The following is a 17,372-nucleotide window of genomic DNA, read 5'->3' on the forward strand; positions in this document are numbered from 1 at the left end:
AAGGGAGCGGCTTTCGCCGCTCCCTTCTTTTTGCTCTTCACCCCGATCAAGGGACCTTCACCAGCGACATCGCCACAAAGCCATTCGTCCCAGCGCTCACCGCCACGTTCGTAACAGCCGCAGTGTTCGCAACCTCCAGGGGAGCAAAGCTCACGCTTCCATCCGCCCCGGTTACCGCGGCCGTCTGCGACTTCGTCAGCACAGGAGCAGCCGGGCATCTTCCCTGCGTCGGGCAAGCACCCTCCCAGGCCGTCACCGTCTGCGCGATCGTCACCGCCGCTCCCGGCAGCACATGCCCCGCCGCGTCAGAGACCACGACCACCACCGGCTGAAACGTCGCACTCGACGCTACGCTCTGCCCTGCTCCACTCGCCAGCGACGGCACCCACTGGCTGGCATCGACAGCGATCACCATCCACATCGCGCAGACCGTGCTCCACGCACAGCCCTGTACCTGCGCCGTTCCGCTCGCCAACCCATTCATCCCCACACTCACACTGGCCACACCATTCGCCGCAGTCAGCGAACTTGTCGCACTCAGCGTCAGCCCGGACGAAGCGCTCCACGCCACAGGCACACCGCTCGCGGGGCTGCCGTCCTGCACCGCGTTCAAAACCACCGGCAGCGACACACTGCCGCCAGCCGCAACCCACGCCGCGGTTGCGAGCATCTGCACGCTCCGCACCGGATCAGCATCGGTCACCGCGACCTGCACACTGGCTCCTCCGCTCAACTCTGTGGCCGACAACGTCACCAGCCCAGCCGCCACACCTGCGACCTTGCTCTGCACCAGCCCGTTCGCATCCGCCGTCAGCACGCAGCTCGACGCGACGCCACAGGCTACAAGCGACGCTCCTCCGCTCACGGCAAGGCTCACACTGGCTCCCGCAATCGGCGTAACTCCATCACTCGCCAGCACACGCACCGCGAAAGAAGTCGCCGCCGTCATCCCTGTCGCCAGCGACGCCGGGGCTGAAACCTTCGCGACCGTGTACGCTCCCGCTCCTGCATAGACAAGCGCTCCGGTGATCGACGTTGCCGCCCCCGTCGTCATGTCCGTCACCGCAACAGACACAGGCACACCCGACGTCGCCTTCGCCAACACGCTCGTCGGAGCCACGGCCACAATCGTGTTCGCCGACCAACTCACCACCGAGGCAACCACGCCGTTCACCGTGACACGGTTCCCACTTGCAAAGCCCATCCCCGTAATCGAGATCTGCCCCCCGCTGCTGCTCACCGAAGACGGCGAAACAGCATCGGCGTACATCAGTCGCGCCTTGTAGAGATAATCCGGCCGGCCGTCACCGTAGTAGTCCGCAATCGCCACACGATAGCTTGCATCTGCAGCAGAAGCGGACACCTTCAACTGCGTCAGCCCAGCGACGCTGCCGTTCATGGGCACCGTTGCCGAAGCGACCGTCGGCAACAGTCCACCATCGTCACGCGCTCTCCAGACACCAATCACGGGCTGCGCCTTGTTGGTAGAGGTGTTGCCCTGTTCATCCTGCGCAAGCGTCTCCAGCGTCCAGCTTCGTCCACCGCGTAGCGTTGGCGTAACACTCCACGCCGGGAACTGGCTTCCGCACAGAACATCGCTCCACCATCCGCCCGCAGCCGTCGCCACCGGGTTTCCTTCCGTCCCATTGGTGCTGGTATAGCAACGCTCAGGGCCATCGTTCAGCACCGTTCTCGAGGTCACAGTATCTGTCCCCCCGTAATCACCCCAGGTGATATTTCCGGTGGAAGTTGGCGTCACGGGAGGACGCTGCCAGTTCCCAAGCGCATACTGCCCCGTGTACAGCGGATTAACCGCTTCCGTTTCGATCACATAGCGCACGGCCCCCTCCGTCATGGGCACACGAGCCACGTTGTAATACCCCTGCAGATCGACATTGCTCACCCCCGTATCAAGCTGTTCCGGCGGGGCTCCACTGACCGGATTGCCCGCGTTCTGCCGGAACAGATAGCCCGACACGCTGGAAGCATACTGCCAGTCGCTGGGAACAAACCCCACCATCAGCCGCACATTTACATTCACTGAACCGCTGCCGGTGACGTACCCATCTTCGTTCTGTATCACTCCGTTGAAGCGCACCGCCTGGCTCAGACTCGGAATTTTGCCGTTCGCCTCCGTGGTCACGGGATACAACATGGTCAACGCGCTCAGGTCATCCGCGCGCAGCGTAAACGGATTGGTCATGCAAAGGTACGTATAGCTGCCGCACAGCACATCGATCGGATGCATCACCGGCCAGTACACCACCTGCCGCGCATTTGGCGTAGAAGCCGCCGTGAACACGTTGTCGTTCGTCTGCGACCAACCCAGCCCCAGCACTCGCCCAAACGCACGCATCACCAGGTATTGCAACTGCTTCAGCGAGTCTGTCGACGATGTCACGCACTTGCCGTTCACCACGATCAGCGCATGGTCAATCGTCCCTGCGGCGCCAAAGCCGTCCACACTCTCCAGCACCTCATTCTGCCGACAACTGGAAAGACTGCTCGCCCCCGACCCCAGCAGTAGGTCCGTCACCGAACCATCCGAATCGTAAACGATCGCGATCGGCTTCCCCAGGTAGTTCGAAGCCTGCACGTCCGCCGGAAACACCACTGCCGTGCCGTCAAAGTATGTGTTCCCGCTGCTCACATGCTCACTCAGCGTCCCACCCTGGCTTAGGGTCAGGCTCGCCACCGGCACCGTCCACACCGCTGCCGCAGCCGCCACAACCGCGTCCGCCTGCGCATGGGTCACACTGCTGTTCAGCACTGCGGGGTCCGTGAAGTACAGCACGTTGTTCGTCCGAAACGCCATCGGCTGCCCCGGGTTGGCGTACTGCGCCCCCGTCACAAACCGGGGCCCGCCCGCCAGCGCAGGAACCACCACCATTACAAGAAGAATCGCCGCCAGAAGACGCAGAAACCTACTCATGCGTAGCCTCCAGCATCGGCTGCATCCGCTGTGAAGCCATCGTCACCCCACCGCGAGCAGGCACCCCCTCGGCCGGAAGCTCCTGCACCGGACTACGCCGGTGCGGCGTCCCGGCAACCGGCACCCCCGGCTCCTTCCACGTCGGCTCGCGCCACGCCGCGGCCACCGCAGCCGCCTCCTGCAGCGGCACAAAAGCACTCACCGCCACACTCGCCAGCGGAGTCTCCAGCGAACGCTGCACCCGCGTCGCCAACCGCCGCACATCCACCTGCGGCGCGCTTCCATCTCCAGCCATCACGACCGGCACAACGCCTTCAGCACCATCCACCGGCGAACTCAGCCCAGCCGCGCTCGCAGCCTGGACAAACACCATCGCCCGCTCGCCCACCCAGTACCGCTGCATCCCCACCGGCCACAGCCCAGCCCACTCACGCAGGGTGAACGTAGCCCCCGTTCCATTCCCCATCACATTCTGGTCGACGCGAAAGACCACCTCGACCACGCCACCCTTCCGCGTGATCGACACCACCTGCCCCACAAACGCATTCTCGGCACGCGACGCCAGGCTGCGCAGCGCCGCCCCCACCGAGACGTCCTGCGCCCCAGCCGCAGCGACAGCCACGCCCAACAGCCCTATCCCCACGCACCAGAAAATCCGCTTCAGCATCGCCCGTACCCTCCACGCTCTTCTTCGTCGCGAAGTGCGTCAGGATAGGCCACTGTCCCTGTGCGGACAGCGCTAAAGCCAGGAGGCTACAAGCTCATGCCTACGAAATTTCCGGATAAAAATCGAAGAACGCATCAATGCTGTGGCGAAGCTGCGCTTCAATCTGCTCCCGCGAGCCCGAAAGCACATGCATCGTCACGCGAGAGTCGTTCCCGTTCTTCAGCTCTATCTTCGCCGCCTCAACTGCCGCAACTTCCTCTGCCGGCAGCAACTTCATCCCATAAACCAAAACCAGATCAGCCATCCTCAAATCCTACGCTTTTGCCCGTCTGAACCCTTTTCATCGCCGCTACAATCAAAAGAGTTATGTCAGAGATCGTTCGCGACACCGTCATCCTTGGCTCCGGCTGCTCCGGACTCACCGCCGCTATCTACGCGGCCCGTGCCAACCTCAAGCCCCTCGTTCTCGAAGGGCATGAACCCGGCGGACAGCTTTCCATCACCACGCTGGTTGAAAACTTTCCCGGCTGGCCCGAAGGCATCCAGGGCCCCGAACTCATCGAGAACATGAAGAAGCAGGCAACGCGCTTCGGCGCCGAGCTGCGCATGGCTCACCTCACCAGCGCGAACCTGCTCGTCTCCCCGTTTGAGCTGCAGGTCGGCAAAGACATCATCAAGACCCGCACGCTGATCATCGCCTCTGGAGCCTCGGCGCGCTGGCTCGGCCTGTCCAGCGAAAAAGCGCTCGTCGGCTTCGGCGTCAGCTCCTGCGCCACCTGCGACGGCTTCTTCGCCTCTGGCAAGGAGATCGCCGTGATCGGCGGTGGTGACTCCGCGATGGAAGAGGCGCTCTTCCTCACGCGTTTCGCCAGCAAGGTCACGCTCATCAACCGCTCGGAGAACTTCAAAGCTTCGCGCATTATGCTGGAGCGCGCCATCGCGCACCCGCAGATCGAGTTCCTCCACAACACCGTCGTAGAAGATTGCCTCGGCGTGGAAGAGAAGGACCTCAAGGGCCTGAAGCTGCACAACACGAAGACCGGCGAGCGCTGGACGCTTCCCGTGCAGTTCATGTTCCTCGGCATCGGTCACGAGCCCAACGCAACGATGTTCTCCGGCCAGATCGACCTCGACGCCGACGGCTACGTCAAGACCGAGCACAACGTCTTCACCACGCGTCAAGGCGTTCAGATCCACGGCGTCTACGCCTGCGGCGACGTCCAGGACCGCCGCTACCGCCAAGCCATCACGGCTGCCGGAACAGGCTGCATGGCCGCTCTCGAAGTTGAAAAGTACCTCGAAGAGCTCGGCCGCTAAATCAACGGAAGCAACAAAAAGCGGCTGTGAGTCGGTGGATTTCCTTCCACCCTCTCACAGCCGCTTTTTTCTTCCCTTCCGCTAGATCTTGGCAGCCTCCAGCACAGCGATTCGCTTCTGCGCCAACCGATACGACGCCGTCGGCCCGACATACGTCGACAGCGAAAACTGGTTCGGCTCCACATGTCGATAGGCCCCGAGCGCCGCTTCACGCTCACCATACTGCTCATAGATCAAGCCAAGCGCGAACCATATCTCCGAGTTCGGCATCGTTTCGTTGGCAGCCGTCATCGCCTTCGTCACCATGTCCCGAGCCTCGGAGACGCGCCCCTGCAACGCATACACACAAGCCAGTGTATGCAGCTCCGCGAACGACGGCGTCTTGGTCATCTGTACCGCCTGCTGCGCCGCCTTCAGGTCCGCATCCGTGATCGTACCCGTCACAACACTGAGCCACGCAAGCCCGTTCCAGTCACGAGCTTCCGCCTTGTCACTCGCGGTAATCTGCGTCATCACCTTATGCGAATCAGCCCACCGGCCCTGTGCTTCCAGCGAGAACGAAAGCTCGCGCAGCAGCACAACGTTGTCAGGCTTCTTCTCCAGCTTCGCCCGCAGCAGTTTCTCCAACGGCGCGCCTTCGTTCTTCAACAGGTATGAGCGGCACAGCAACCTCAACGCCGTATCAGAGTCCGGCTCAGCCGCAAGCAAACGCTCCGCAGCAGGCCGCAGCACGTCACCGTTCTCAGCCCCGGAAGCAGCTTCCGCCAGCAGCAGGTCAAGGTCTTCCTGGTGCGACCCCGTGGCCTTCTCGCGAGCCGCAGCCACCTCGGCAAGGTACGGCTTGGCATCCACCGACGAAGCGACCAATGAGATCGCCGCCAGCCGCATAGACGCCACCGAATCAGCGCCCTCCTTCGTGCTGCCAACCGTCCAGAAGCGCGGCAGCATCGGGCCGCTCAACACATCATCGCCACCGCCACGGTGCGTCTCCTCTCGAATCCAGTCGAGCATCGCCTTCGCAGACTTCGTGTCCCCATGCTCTAACCGCTTCAACACCGCGTTGCCGCAGAAGACAGTGTCTTTGTCTTCGCAAATCACACGGTAGCTCGAGCCCTCCCGCGCAACAAACATGTGCGAAGGATCGGCGCCGACAATCTGCACCACCACCTTCCATCCGCTCGCATCGTCTCCGGTAGCCTTGAAGCTCACGTTGTTGCTGATGAGGTCAGCCATCACATTCGGTTGCAGCGACGACTGCCGTGCCAGAATCCGCATCATGTCCGCGCCCAGCATGGCCTTGTCCAGATCGAAAGCGAACTCGCGGTCCGAGACGTAGCCATCATGGCTCATCTGCGGCTCCATCTGCGCACGAGTTGCATTCCCGCGGAACATCATCGTCATCATGTGCTCGACAGGATAGGTAGGCTCCGTGGGCTTCACCGTCTCCCCGTCCACATGCTTTACCTGGCGATACATCTCCACCTGGCGCCCCAGGGCAGCAGCATTCGCGTCGCCCTCAATTCCAGCGTTCAGAATCTCTGCACCCTCTGCGTAGTGAGAGATCTGGGCCAGCAAAGACCCTGCCGTACGCAGGTTCTGCAGCCTTTCGCTCGCACCATCATTGCCGCGCGACGCTGCCGCAAGCCCTGCAGACACGCCCTTCGCCACCGTTGCAGACGCAATCGCCAGAGACCGCCGCGTACCATCCGAAGGTAGTTTCGCCAGCTCTGCATCGAGCTCCGCATAGCGGCCCGAGAAGTACAGCGCGTAGAGCAGATTGTTCATAGTCTGCGACGTCACCTTGGTCTTGTCCTTATCGATCATCGCGCGATACGTCGTAACGGCACTGGCAACATCTGCGTCCTTTGCATAACGCACGCCACGTGCATTGAACTCGTACAACACGGCCAGATCGAAGCGCATGTCATTGTTTTCAGGGTCAAGCTCAACGGCCTTCTTCATAGCTACCAGCGCAGCCGCGCGGTCGAAGTTACCGCCAAAGCGAACACCCAGGCTATCGCGCTCCAGCGAATAAGCCAGCACCACCTGCGTGATCGACTCCCCCGGCGCAAGCTCAACTGCCTTGCGTGCCTGCGCCTGGCTCTCTTCCACCAGTCCAAGCTCCATCAACGTGTTCGCCAGACGCGCGTGATACATCGCCTCCGACGGATGCGCCGCAATCATTCTGCGCTGAATCGCAAGCTCATCCTTCACCTTGCCTGCAGCCTTCTCGCGCTCGCCAGGAGCATCGAAGAAGAGCCCAATGTAATCGCGCTTATCCAACTCCAGCACAGCCGTCCGCATCGCCAGCGCTTCTTCCGCCGTCAACGTTCCCGGGCCACTGTCAAAGTGAATCACCGCATCAATCACATTCGGCTGTGGGCTCGTGTACGTCTCCGTCAAAACCGCCTTGCCAAGCTGCGTCGTCTTGTTCGGCAGCAAAGCACGAGCCACAAATCCATCGGGCGCAACAACGTGGAGACGACGCTCATCCGTAAACGGCATGAAGGTATACGTCTTCAACCGGCTCGCTTCCGCCAGCGCAAACTCATGCTTCGCCTGTGCACTTGCATCCGGGTTCAGCTTCTCCGGCTCCGTGCGGAACCAGCGCGGCAAGCGGTAGATCGCATAGGTGGCATACGCCACCGCACCCGAGTCTGTCAGCCCGGACATGCCTCGACGCGCGCCATCCATATCCAGCGTCAGCGCAAACGGCTTCTGCAGATCAGCCGCATCTCCATGTGAAACGTGTGTCAGCGTCTTTGCGAGGTACGTGTTGTTTGCATACTTCTCCATCTGCGTATGCAGTTCGCCGACATCCTCGCCCCCATACTGCGAGCGATACTGCGCGTCCACGTCCCCCGTCGTCTGCGAAACCTCTACAGTGTGTGAAGGTCCATACTGCGCCAGCGTGAAATCACGCGTCTCCACCAGCACAGACCCCGTCGCGACAGCCTCTGGAATCTTGGTCAGCTCCGTCGTCCCTGCCGCAATCACCAGCGCTTTGCGGCCATGATCGCCCCACGGCAGACTGCCTAGCGCATAGTGCTCCGCCGTCGCATCGATCCACACCGCCGGTTCGCTGCCCGCCGCCGGAACATAGACGATCGCATGATCGAACTGCGTCAGCCCCGGCTGATCGCTCTCAACGTCCGCACCCGGCCCTGCACTCAACAGCGCCAGGTTTGCCGGCACGCCAACCGCCCGCAGCATCGCAACCAGCAACGTCGCCTTGTCTTTGCAGTCGCCGTAGTGACGCTTCAACGTCTCTGCCGGGCGCTGCGGAGTCAGCTTGGCCGCACCAAACTCCACGCCGGTGTAACGCACAGACTTGTGCAACGCCGCCAGCACAGCAGCCATCTTGGCCATGCGCTCCGTCGGCAACGTGCTTGGCAACGCAGCCTTTACGTCGTCCACCACAATCTGTGGCTCCGCCAAAGCCGCATAGCCCGACGCCATCGCAGCCCACGACGCCCCCGTCGAAAAGAACACATGCGGCCGCGTCGACTCGTTCGAGTTGAGGTTGATGTCGTCCTCCGTCGTCGCCGCCATCCCTACCGCCTCGTACACCACGCGGTGCAAACCAGCCACATCCTCACTCGTCGTAGCTTCGTGCACCTCTGTCGGCAGCTTGGTTCGAACCGCCATCCCCGCAGGCGACTCCACGATCAACCGCGACACCGCCACCGGCACGCTCAACCGCACAGAAAACTGGTAGTTCCCCCCACCGGCAAAGTAAGGAGTCTTCTCCTCCAGCGTCTCCACTTCTTCCACGATCGAACCCACACCCACCGCCGGAAGAGGCGCTCGTCGCACATGCTCCGAAGAAAACGTATCGCTGTCATCAGCCTTTACCGGAGCATCCGTCACGGTCTTCTGGTCCAGCTCTGCAAAGCGGCCATCCACCGTCAGCACTCGCGCACGCAACTGCGAGGGCTTCTCAAACCAGGGATCCCAGGTCTGCGAGATCTCTGACCAGCCCTTCACCGCCTCCTGCACATCAATGCGGTAGATCCGGCGATGCTCCGTGATCCGCGTTCCATCTGCCGCAAACCGGAAGCGAGACTCTTCCAGCAGAATCTGCACATCAGATTCTGACGATGCAGGAACGGCAGCAGACGCAGCACGTAACTCCGCCACGCTGGAACGAAAGACAGCACCACCCAGCTTTGGGGCGGTTGCCGGAACACTCTGGGCCTGGGACACAGAAAAAGCAGAAAGCAGCAGCGCAGCCGCCGCGACCGGATACGAACGCAACATCGGGGAAACCTTCAAAATGGAATGTGCACTCAACATACCAGCTTCGTCAGCCCAATCCCCTCAATAAGAGCACGACGCATAATTCCCTACCGCAACAGCGTCAAGCCAATCGTGCGTAAATCGCCCATCTCCTGAAAATCCCCTTGGAGACAAGTCGAGCATCGATATAACGTTGCCAATACGATCCTTTTCTATCCTGGGAGCCTTGTACGCACACTCCCGCCTACCCTCTGGACTACCCGCAAGGAGAGTTGCGTTGACGTTCCTATCGATTACTCGTCGTCTTATCATCCCTGTTACCGCTGCGGCGGTAACACTGGCGCTCGCTGGCTGCGCCATGACCAACACCGCCACCACGACCTCCGCCACAACAGCAGCTTCTCTGACCGGACACATCATGGGCGGCAACCAGCCCGTTGTCGGATCCTCCGTATATCTCTATGGGGCAGGTTCAACCGGATACGGCCTCGGCTCCCAGGTGTATGCTTCGACCACCTCGGCCTATGACGCCTATGGCTCGTTCTCCTTCACCAAGAACAGCACAAACACCGGCGCAAACCCTGGTGGCAACACCTGGGGCTGCCCCGCAAGCGGCGATCCGCAGATGTTCCTCGTCGCCCTCGGCGGAAACTCGACCGGCAACGGCACGGCAAACAATCCCAACCCGAACAGCGCGATTGCTCTGGTAGCTTCCATCGGTAAGTGCTCCACGGTATCGAACGCGACCTTCGCAAACATTAACGAAGTCACCACCGTAGCCTCGATGGCCGCGCTTCAGCAGTACTACAACCCTGTGAGCGGAGCCATCGGCGCACCCGCCACCACACAGGGCCAGCTCGGCTTCAACAATGCCGTCGCGACCATCTCCACGCTAGTCAACACCTCTGCGGGTACGGCAAACACCACCTACACCCCGTCCAGCAGCGTCAGCGGAGTCACCGTCACGGCCACTCCCGAGTCGGCCAAGATCAATACCATCGCAAACATCCTCGCCGCCTGCGTCAACAGCACGGACGCAAGCAGCGACAATTGCACCACGCTTTTCAGTAACTCGGTACCGCCGTCGCCTTCCGTAATCAGCCAGCCGTCGCTTACCTTCCAGACGGCGAACAACACGCTACAGGCGATCTACTTCATGCTCACGAATCCGACCAGCGGTTCACCGACGGCGGTGGGCAAGCTCTTCGGCCTCACAGCCGCTGCAGCCCCCTTCCAGCCCTCACTGACTGCTGCCCCCAGCGACTGGACAATCGGCATCAGTTACACGACCGCAGGAAGCTGCTCGATTGGTTATCCCCTGGATTACCCCAACGGGGTCGCTATCGACTCCCAGGGAAATGTCTATGTCAACAACAGTGTGACCGCAACCCCGACATTGGGTGTTTTCTCTCCCACCGGAGGCGTATCAGCCTGCGTCGGCGACAGCGCCCTCTACGGTAGCACCTACGCGCTCGCCATCGATGCAAATGACACGGCGTGGATGTCGACGTACTCCACCTCGTCCAGTGCCACCAGCAAGCTGCTCCGTTACGGTGCAGGCACCGAGACAGTATGGACTGAGCCTGTCGCCACCATGGAGGGACTCTCTTTTGATGGCAGCGGAAACCTCTACGCCTACGACTACGGCGGCAAGCAGCCCTACATGTACAGTGGCGCAGCCTCCGCCTCCTCCGCTGTAGCCGCCACTCAGATCGGAACCACAGGCGCGAGCTACGGCTCCGCGCAGGCAACGGACGGTCTACAGAACACGCTTATCGTCAACAACACCTACACCATCGCCAGCAGCGGCCCGTACGTCGTGACACCGAGCACCGCTACAGGAGCGGTCAACGGCTACACCACCAGCGCAGCCAGCTACACGGGCGGCCCCACGTATTACACGTACGCCATTGCGCTTGCGTCCAGCAGCGTTCCAAACAACACGAGCTCCTTCTGGATGGGCAACTACTGCGCAACGAACTGCGCAACGGTTGGCACATCGAACAGCCTTGTACCGGTGAACATGGCCGGCCACACCGCCTCTTTCGGCACCTCGACCGCGCAATGCGCAGGCGGTATCTTCCGCCCCCGCGGCATCGCAGTCGACGGCGCGGGCAACGCCTGGGTATCGAACTACAACATCGCCAACGGTTCGGTCTCTGAGATCAGCGCCGCGAGCGCCGCGTTGTCTCCTGCCTACACCGGAACCTGCACGGACACCACCACAGGCTCAACAGCCATTGGTGGCTTTCAGAAGGCCTTCTATACCTCGAACCCGCGCGGTATCGCAGTCGATCCCTCCGGCAACGTTTGGACAGCTATCGGAACAACACTTGCAGGCTCGGCAATCGTCGAGTTCGTAGGCGCTGCCGTCCCGGTGGTCACCCCCATCGCTGCAGGCATCGCAGCCAACACCGTCGGCATGAAGCCCTAACCAGCACCACACAACAAACCGAAAAGCGGCGGCCACCTTGGCCGCCGCTTTTCTTTGCCTCATCAACATCCGCAACAATCCTCCTACCCCTCTCGCGCGTCCTATCCACAGAGGTCTTCCATGCGCCGCCTTTTCACCACCCTCTTCGCCGCGACTCTGGCTCTCTCCACAGTTGCCTGCAACGCCCAGCTCACGCACTCTCCCCTGCCCGCTCCAAAGCAGGATGACGCACTCGCCGCCAAACCATCACGCGCGACCGCCGTCTTCGCTGGCGGCTGCTTCTGGGGAACACAAGCTGTCTTCGAACACGTGAAGGGCGTGCTCAAGGTCACCGCAGGCTACGCTGGCGGCTCAGCCTCCACCGCCACGTACTCTCAAGTCACCACCGAGACCACCAAACACGCCGAGTCCGTTGAAATAGTCTACGATCCCTCCAAACTCACCTTCGGCCAACTGCTCCGTGTCTTCTTCACCGTGCACGACCCCACCACGCTCAACCGCCAGGGCAACGACGAAGGCACCAGCTATCGCTCGGCAGTCTTCTACACCTCGCCCCAACAGTTCAAACTCGCGCAGGCCTACATCGAGCAGCTCTCCGCCGCACGCTCATGGCCCAACAAGATCGTCACCGAAGTCACACCGCTCAAAGGCTTCTACCCCGGCGAAGACTACCACCAGGACTACGCGCTCAAGAACCCGAACGATCCCTACATCCTCGTCTGCGACCGTCCCAAGATTGCCACGCTAAAAGCCGACTACCCTGAGCTCTACGTCACCTACAAAGGCCACTAAGCCTCTGCCTCCGCAGCGATCGCAGGCGGCCTCGCGGCCCTTGCGGTCGTGATGAGGATCACGCTGCCCAGCACGAACACGCCACCCACCAGCGTCCGTACGCCCCACGGCTCGCCACCCAGAAAGTGCCCCAGCACCACAGCCACCATCGGGTTCACATAGGCGTATGTGCCCACCTTCGTCGGACTCTCCCGCGCCAGCAGCCACACATACGCGGTGAACCCTGCAATCGATCCCGCGAACACCAGGTACGCCCACGACCACAGCACATTCTTCGGCAACGCCATCAGCGAAAACCCACGCAGGTTACCCATCGCCGCAGCCAGCAGCAGCAACGCGCCGCCGCCCACCAGCATCTGCGCACCAGAACTCACGCCCTTCGACGCAGGCAGCGTCACGCGCCGCGAAACCACACTGCCCAGCGCAAAAAAGAGCGCCGAGCCCAGCAACGCAAGCGCGCCCACAACCGTCACCGGAGCCTCTCCCGAAGCGCCCAGCCGCAGCGACAACACCGCGACCCCGGCCAGCCCCAGCAACAACGCTCCCACCAGCCGCACCGTCAGCTGCCGCGTCTTCAGCACCACCACTTCGCCCAGCGCGATGAACAACGCAATCGTTGAAATCACCACGCTCGCCAGCCCCGAAGGCACATGCGCCTCGGCCCAGAAGAGCAGGCCGTAGTTGCCGACAAAGATCAGCAACGCCACAACGCTGAGCCCCTTCCACTCCGCCACCGAAGGCCAGCGAGCACCGCGCAGCATCTGCCATCCGAACAGCAGAATGCCCGCGGCAAAAAATCGCATGGACGCAAACAACACCGGCGGCACAACCAGCACCCCCACGCGGATCGCATAGAACGTCGAGCCCCAGATGAAGTAGATCGCTGCAAATGCCAGCAGCACCTTCCACAACGGCGCGTGATCTTCCTGCTGCATCATGCCTGCTCCTGTTGAACCATCAGTCCCTTGCGGCGTACCAGCCGGTCGCAGTGCTCGCTCAACCCCACCAGCTCCAGCCGCTTGCCCTCCGCGCGATACTTCGCCGCCACGCCTTCAATCGCCTCCAGCGCCGACGCATCCATCACGCGTGCGTTTTCAAAGACCACCACCACATGCTCCGGGTCCGTCTTCGGCGAGAACATCCTCGCAAACTGCGTCGCCGAAGCAAAGAACAACGAGCCGTCCAGGTGATACACCTTGCGCCCCTCGCTCTCCTCCGCCGTCACATCAAGGTCCTTCGCATGGTCCCACGCAAACACCAGCGCCGAGATCACAATGCCCGTCACAACGGCGACCGCAAGGTTCGTCAGCACCGTTACCAGCGTCACCACAACCATCACCAGCGTGTCATGCCCCGGCACCTTGCGCAGCATCGTCAGGCTCTTCCAGTTGAACGTCTCAAAGCTGACTACGAACATCACACCCACCAGCGCCGCCAGCGGAATCCGTTCAATCCAATGCGATCCCCACAGGATGAACGAAAGCAGAAACAGCCCGGCCATCACACCCGACCAGCGCCTGCGTCCACCCGCGTTCAAATTGATGATGCTCTGCCCGATCATGGCGCAACCGCCCATGCCGCCAAACAGCGCGCCCACAGCATTGCCCACACCCTGCGCCATCGACTCCCGGTTCGGTTGCCCGCCGGTCTCCGTCATCTCATCGATCAGGTTGAGCGTCAGCAGCGTCTCCACCAGGCCAATCGTTGCCAGCACCAGTGCATACGGCAGGCAGATGCGCAGCGTCGCAAACGTATACGGCACAGCAGGCAGATGGAAGTGCGGCAGCGAGCCATGAATCGACGCCAGATCGCCAACCGTACGCGTAGGAATATGCAGCACCAACGCCACCGCTGTCGCCGCCAGAATACCCGCCAGCGCCGACGGAATCGCCTTCGTCAGCTTCGGCAGCAGAACCGTCACTAGCGCCGTAATCGCAATCAGCCCCAGCATCAGGAGCATCGGCTTCGCCGGCAGCCAATGGCCATGCTCATGCAGATGCTGCAACTGCGCCGAGCCGATGATGATCGCCAGCCCGTTCACAAACCCCAGCATCACCGAGTGCGGCACCATGCGTATGAACTTACCCAGACGGAACCACGCAAAGAGCATCTGCAGCACGCCCGTCAGCACAATCGTGGCAAAGAGATACTCCACGCCGTGCTGCATCACCAGCCCTGCGCTCACCACCGCCATCGAACCCGCAGCGCCGGAGATCATTCCCGGGCGTCCGCCCCAGATCGCCGCAACAAGACAGATGATGAACGCCGCATACAGTCCCGTCAGCGGATTCACATGCGCCACCAGCGCAAACCCCACCACCTCCGGCACCAGCGAAAGGGCAGAGGTCAGGCCAGCCAGCACTTCGCTCTGCGCCAGACTCCAGGAGACAGGGCCCCAGGACATCGAATTGTTTTCAGGCACGTTGTTTCTATTCCTCTCTTCGTCTGCGAAGAGCGGTCCGCTGGCGCTGGCCTCAACTGGATTCAGCCGGGTTCCATCAGCGCGCGTCCCGCCCTCTGGGTTCGGTGTACAGAAACGGCGTTGGCTCTCCGTTCCCCGCTGCGGCTTCTCAGGCCGCCATCTCGTTCGTCACACGTCGAAAGCTTTTGAATGCAGGCAGCTTCAACATCCGTCCGGCAAACTTCCCGGCCCATCGACCCTTCGCATTCCTTCAAGCGCGCATGTAACGTTTCAAGCCTATTGTCTCGCATTGCAGCCATTTCTTGCTTCTGATACCCGCACCCCCATGCATCGTGCGCCGCCCGTCCCCATCCAATCCCCAACAGGAGATCACATCGCATGGCCCACAAAATCGCTCTCATCGCAGGCGTCACCGGAATCGTCGGGCGTAACCTCGCCACGCTGCTTGCCACACAGTCTGACTGGACGATCTACGGCCTCTCGCGCAGCGGATGCTCCATCAAGGGTGTTCACTCCCTCGCCGCGGACCTGCAAGACCCAGCCTCCGTCGCCGCGGCTCTGCAAGGCCTCCAGCCCACCCACATCTTCATCACCACCTGGCTACGCCAAGCCACCGAAGCCGAAAATATTCGCGTCAACGCCGGCATGGTGCGCAACCTCCTGAGCGCGGCCACAGCATCGGGCCACGTCGAACACGTCGCCCTCGTCACCGGCCTCAAACACTACCTCGGGCCGTTCGAGGCCTACGGCAAAGGCGTACTTCCCGCAACACCCTTCCGCGAAGAGCAGCCGCGCCTCGACATCGAGAACTTTTACTACGCGCAGGAAGACGAAGTCTTCGCCGCGGCTGCAAACGCAGGCTTCGGCTGGAGCATTCATCGCCCCCACACCATCATCGGCTACGCCGTCGGCAATGCGATGAACATGGGCACGACACTCGCCGCCTACGCCAGCCTCTGCCGCGAAACAGGTATGCCCTTCCAATTCCCCGGCTCTGCCGCACAGTGGAACAGCCTCACAGACATGACCGACGCCCGCCTGCTCGCCCGGCATCAACTCTGGGCAGCCACCACTCCCGCCGCGCGCAACGAAGCCTTCAACGTCGTCAACGGCGATGTCTTCCGCTGGAGCTGGATGTGGCCGCGTCTCGCCGAGTGGTTCGGCATCGAAGCCGCCCCTTTCACCAGCGACGGCTTCCCACTCGAAACACAACTCAAGCACGCCGAGCCCCTCTGGAACTCACTTGCAGAAAAGCACGGACTCGCCGAACCCGATCTTCATCGTCTCGTCTCCGCCTGGCACACAGACGCCGACCTCGGCCGACCCATCGAAGTCGTCACCGACATGTCCAAGAGCCGCAAGCTAGGCTTCCTCGACTATCAGGCCACCGACGAAGCCTTCTTCGATCTGTTTGAAACTCTTCGCGCCAACCGCCTTATCCCCTAGCGGCTATGCCGTGAAGCTGCGGCCAAGCCCCAACTCCGCAAGCATTCGGCGATACAGGATCGAGCTGCGATCGGCAGGAAAGTGCGCTTCAGCCTGCAGGTCCAGCGGCAGGTCTTCGGGATACTGCGCCTCAACAAACTCCTGATCTTCGGCAAACACCTGGTGGTTGAACTCCAGCGTCGCTTCCATCGGAGCATCCACGTCGAAGTTGCGGCAGATCGGCACGAACAGCTTTGTCTCACGCGCTGACACCGGCGACGCCACATTCAGAATGTGCAACTGTCCCTCGTTCGGAAAGAACACCGTCAGCTTTGCCGTGAACGGCAGATACGTCTCAAAGCGCCGTCGCCACAGAAAACCCTCAGGGTTCAGGTGCTTGTAGCCATGCCCGTAGTTGCTCACCGTGCTGATGTAGTCGGCCACAAAGCCATGTTCCGTGCGTTCGACCTTATAGTCGGGCACTTCGACGTTCTCCACTTCACCAAACGTCTCCGTATGCACGAACGCAAAGTGGCTCACATCGAGAAAGCCTTCAAGCTGCCGCCCTGCGGCAGCCTTCATGGGCACGCTGTTCGGCAGCACCTGCACATAGTCTGCATCGTTCCACTCATCCATCACAGGCAGCTTCGCGGAGTCATCCGGCAGCAACTGTACCCACACCAGGCCAAACGCCTCCTGCGCTCCCAGCATGTGCAACCGTAGACGCGGCGAAATCTTTGCACCCGGATGTGCGGGGATGCACACGCACTGACCATCCGTGTCGTAGCGCAGACCATGGTAACCACACACAATCTCATCGCCCTGCACTTTGCCCATACTCATCGGCGCTCCGCGATGAAAGCAGATGTCCTTCGCCGCTCGCACAGTGCCATCGGTAATGCGGTACACCACCACACGCTCATCCAGCAGACGCGCTGCATGCGGCTTGTCCGTCACCTCGCTCGAAAACGCCACGGGGAACCACTGCGTCGCCAATACCTTCCAGTCAGACTCAAGGAAAGTGCAGTTCCGGGGCAGCAACGAGGCCGCGCGTGACGCAGCGTCAACAACGCTTGAAGCAGGGACAAAAGAAGAAGAGGTAGCCATAGATCATCTTCTCGCAAAAGCTTCCTGCCTACAATTC

Annotated in this window: 11 protein-coding genes; 4 read left to right on the plus strand and 7 right to left on the minus strand. The window is 61.6% G+C overall.

The genetic code is table 11. The features are described from left to right. Positions 1-46: 46 nt before the first annotated feature. The 3 genes from PW792_13810 to PW792_13820 form a co-directional block, all read right to left on the minus strand. Positions 47-2,932, minus strand: a complete 2,886-nt coding sequence (locus PW792_13810) for an IPT/TIG domain-containing protein (GenBank protein MDE1163003.1) — start codon at positions 2,930-2,932, stop codon at positions 47-49. After that, positions 2,925-3,599, minus strand: a complete 675-nt coding sequence (locus PW792_13815) for a hypothetical protein (protein ID MDE1163004.1) — start codon at positions 3,597-3,599, stop codon at positions 2,925-2,927. Before PW792_13815 ends, PW792_13810 begins: the two co-directional genes overlap by 8 nt. A gap of 100 nt (positions 3,600-3,699) precedes the next feature. After that, positions 3,700-3,903 (minus strand): allantoinase, encoded by a 204-nt coding sequence (locus tag PW792_13820; GenBank protein MDE1163005.1) that lies wholly within the window; start codon positions 3,901-3,903, stop codon positions 3,700-3,702. 62 nt (positions 3,904-3,965) lie between these two features. Between PW792_13820 and trxB the strand changes: the two genes are divergently transcribed. Then, positions 3,966-4,916, plus strand: a complete 951-nt coding sequence (gene trxB, locus PW792_13825) for a thioredoxin-disulfide reductase (protein MDE1163006.1) — start codon at positions 3,966-3,968, stop codon at positions 4,914-4,916. Between the two features lie 81 nt (positions 4,917-4,997). Here trxB and PW792_13830 read toward each other — a convergent pair whose 3' ends face one another. After that, positions 4,998-9,176, minus strand: a complete 4,179-nt coding sequence (locus tag PW792_13830) for a DUF3857 domain-containing protein (GenBank protein ID MDE1163007.1) — start codon at positions 9,174-9,176, stop codon at positions 4,998-5,000. Between the two features lie 256 nt (positions 9,177-9,432). On the opposite strand from PW792_13830, the gene PW792_13835 reads away from it, so the two are divergent. Both PW792_13835 and msrA read left to right on the plus strand, forming a co-directional pair. Then, on the plus strand, positions 9,433-11,589 hold the full coding sequence (locus PW792_13835; protein MDE1163008.1) for a hypothetical protein: 2,157 nt from the start codon (positions 9,433-9,435) through the stop codon (positions 11,587-11,589). A gap of 120 nt (positions 11,590-11,709) precedes the next feature. After that, a complete protein-coding gene (gene msrA / locus PW792_13840; GenBank protein ID MDE1163009.1) occupies positions 11,710-12,381 on the plus strand; it encodes a peptide-methionine (S)-S-oxide reductase MsrA in 672 nt (223 codons plus the stop codon). On the opposite strand, the gene PW792_13845 is transcribed toward msrA, so the two are convergent. Further along, entirely contained in the window at positions 12,378-13,319 is a 942-nt protein-coding gene (locus PW792_13845) for an EamA family transporter (protein MDE1163010.1), read from the minus strand. The two genes, msrA and PW792_13845, sit on opposite strands and share 4 nt — an antisense overlap. Further along, a complete protein-coding gene (locus tag PW792_13850; protein ID MDE1163011.1) occupies positions 13,316-14,803 on the minus strand; it encodes a SulP family inorganic anion transporter in 1,488 nt (495 codons plus the stop codon). Before PW792_13850 ends, PW792_13845 begins: the two co-directional genes overlap by 4 nt. A 378-nt stretch (positions 14,804-15,181) precedes the next feature. Here PW792_13850 and PW792_13855 point away from each other — a divergent pair, with 378 nt between their 5' ends. Continuing rightward, the gene (locus PW792_13855; protein ID MDE1163012.1) at positions 15,182-16,249 is read left to right on the plus strand and encodes an SDR family oxidoreductase; all 1,068 of its coding nucleotides are present in this window, start codon (positions 15,182-15,184) and stop codon (positions 16,247-16,249) included. 3 nt (positions 16,250-16,252) lie between these two features. Here PW792_13855 and PW792_13860 read toward each other — a convergent pair whose 3' ends face one another. Continuing rightward, positions 16,253-17,335 carry an aromatic ring-hydroxylating dioxygenase subunit alpha gene (locus PW792_13860; protein ID MDE1163013.1) on the minus strand — a complete coding sequence of 361 codons (1,083 nt, stop codon included), beginning with the start codon at positions 17,333-17,335 and terminating at the stop codon, positions 16,253-16,255. Between the last annotated feature and the right edge of the window lie 37 nt (positions 17,336-17,372).

It is taken from the genome of Acidobacteriaceae bacterium (assembly GCA_028283655.1).
Taxonomy (GTDB): Bacteria; Acidobacteriota; Terriglobia; order Terriglobales; family Acidobacteriaceae; genus Granulicella.

Bases quoted from the DNA above. Each gene is read 5' to 3' on its own strand.
- PW792_13810 (MDE1163003.1), bottom strand. From the start codon at position 2,932: ATGAGTAGGTTTCTGCGTCTTCTGGCGGCGATTCTTCTTGTAATGGTG.
- PW792_13815 (MDE1163004.1), bottom strand. From the start codon at position 3,599: ATGCTGAAGCGGATTTTCTGGTGCGTGGGGATAGGGCTGTTGGGCGTG.
- PW792_13820 (MDE1163005.1), bottom strand. From the start codon at position 3,903: ATGGCTGATCTGGTTTTGGTTTATGGGATGAAGTTGCTGCCGGCAGAG.
- trxB (MDE1163006.1), top strand. From the start codon at position 3,966: ATGTCAGAGATCGTTCGCGACACCGTCATCCTTGGCTCCGGCTGCTCC.
- PW792_13830 (MDE1163007.1), bottom strand. From the start codon at position 9,176: ATGTTGCGTTCGTATCCGGTCGCGGCGGCTGCGCTGCTGCTTTCTGCT.
- msrA (MDE1163009.1), top strand. From the start codon at position 11,710: ATGCGCCGCCTTTTCACCACCCTCTTCGCCGCGACTCTGGCTCTCTCC.
- PW792_13845 (MDE1163010.1), bottom strand. From the start codon at position 13,319: ATGATGCAGCAGGAAGATCACGCGCCGTTGTGGAAGGTGCTGCTGGCA.
- PW792_13855 (MDE1163012.1), top strand. From the start codon at position 15,182: ATGGCCCACAAAATCGCTCTCATCGCAGGCGTCACCGGAATCGTCGGG.
- PW792_13860 (MDE1163013.1), bottom strand. From the start codon at position 17,335: ATGGCTACCTCTTCTTCTTTTGTCCCTGCTTCAAGCGTTGTTGACGCT.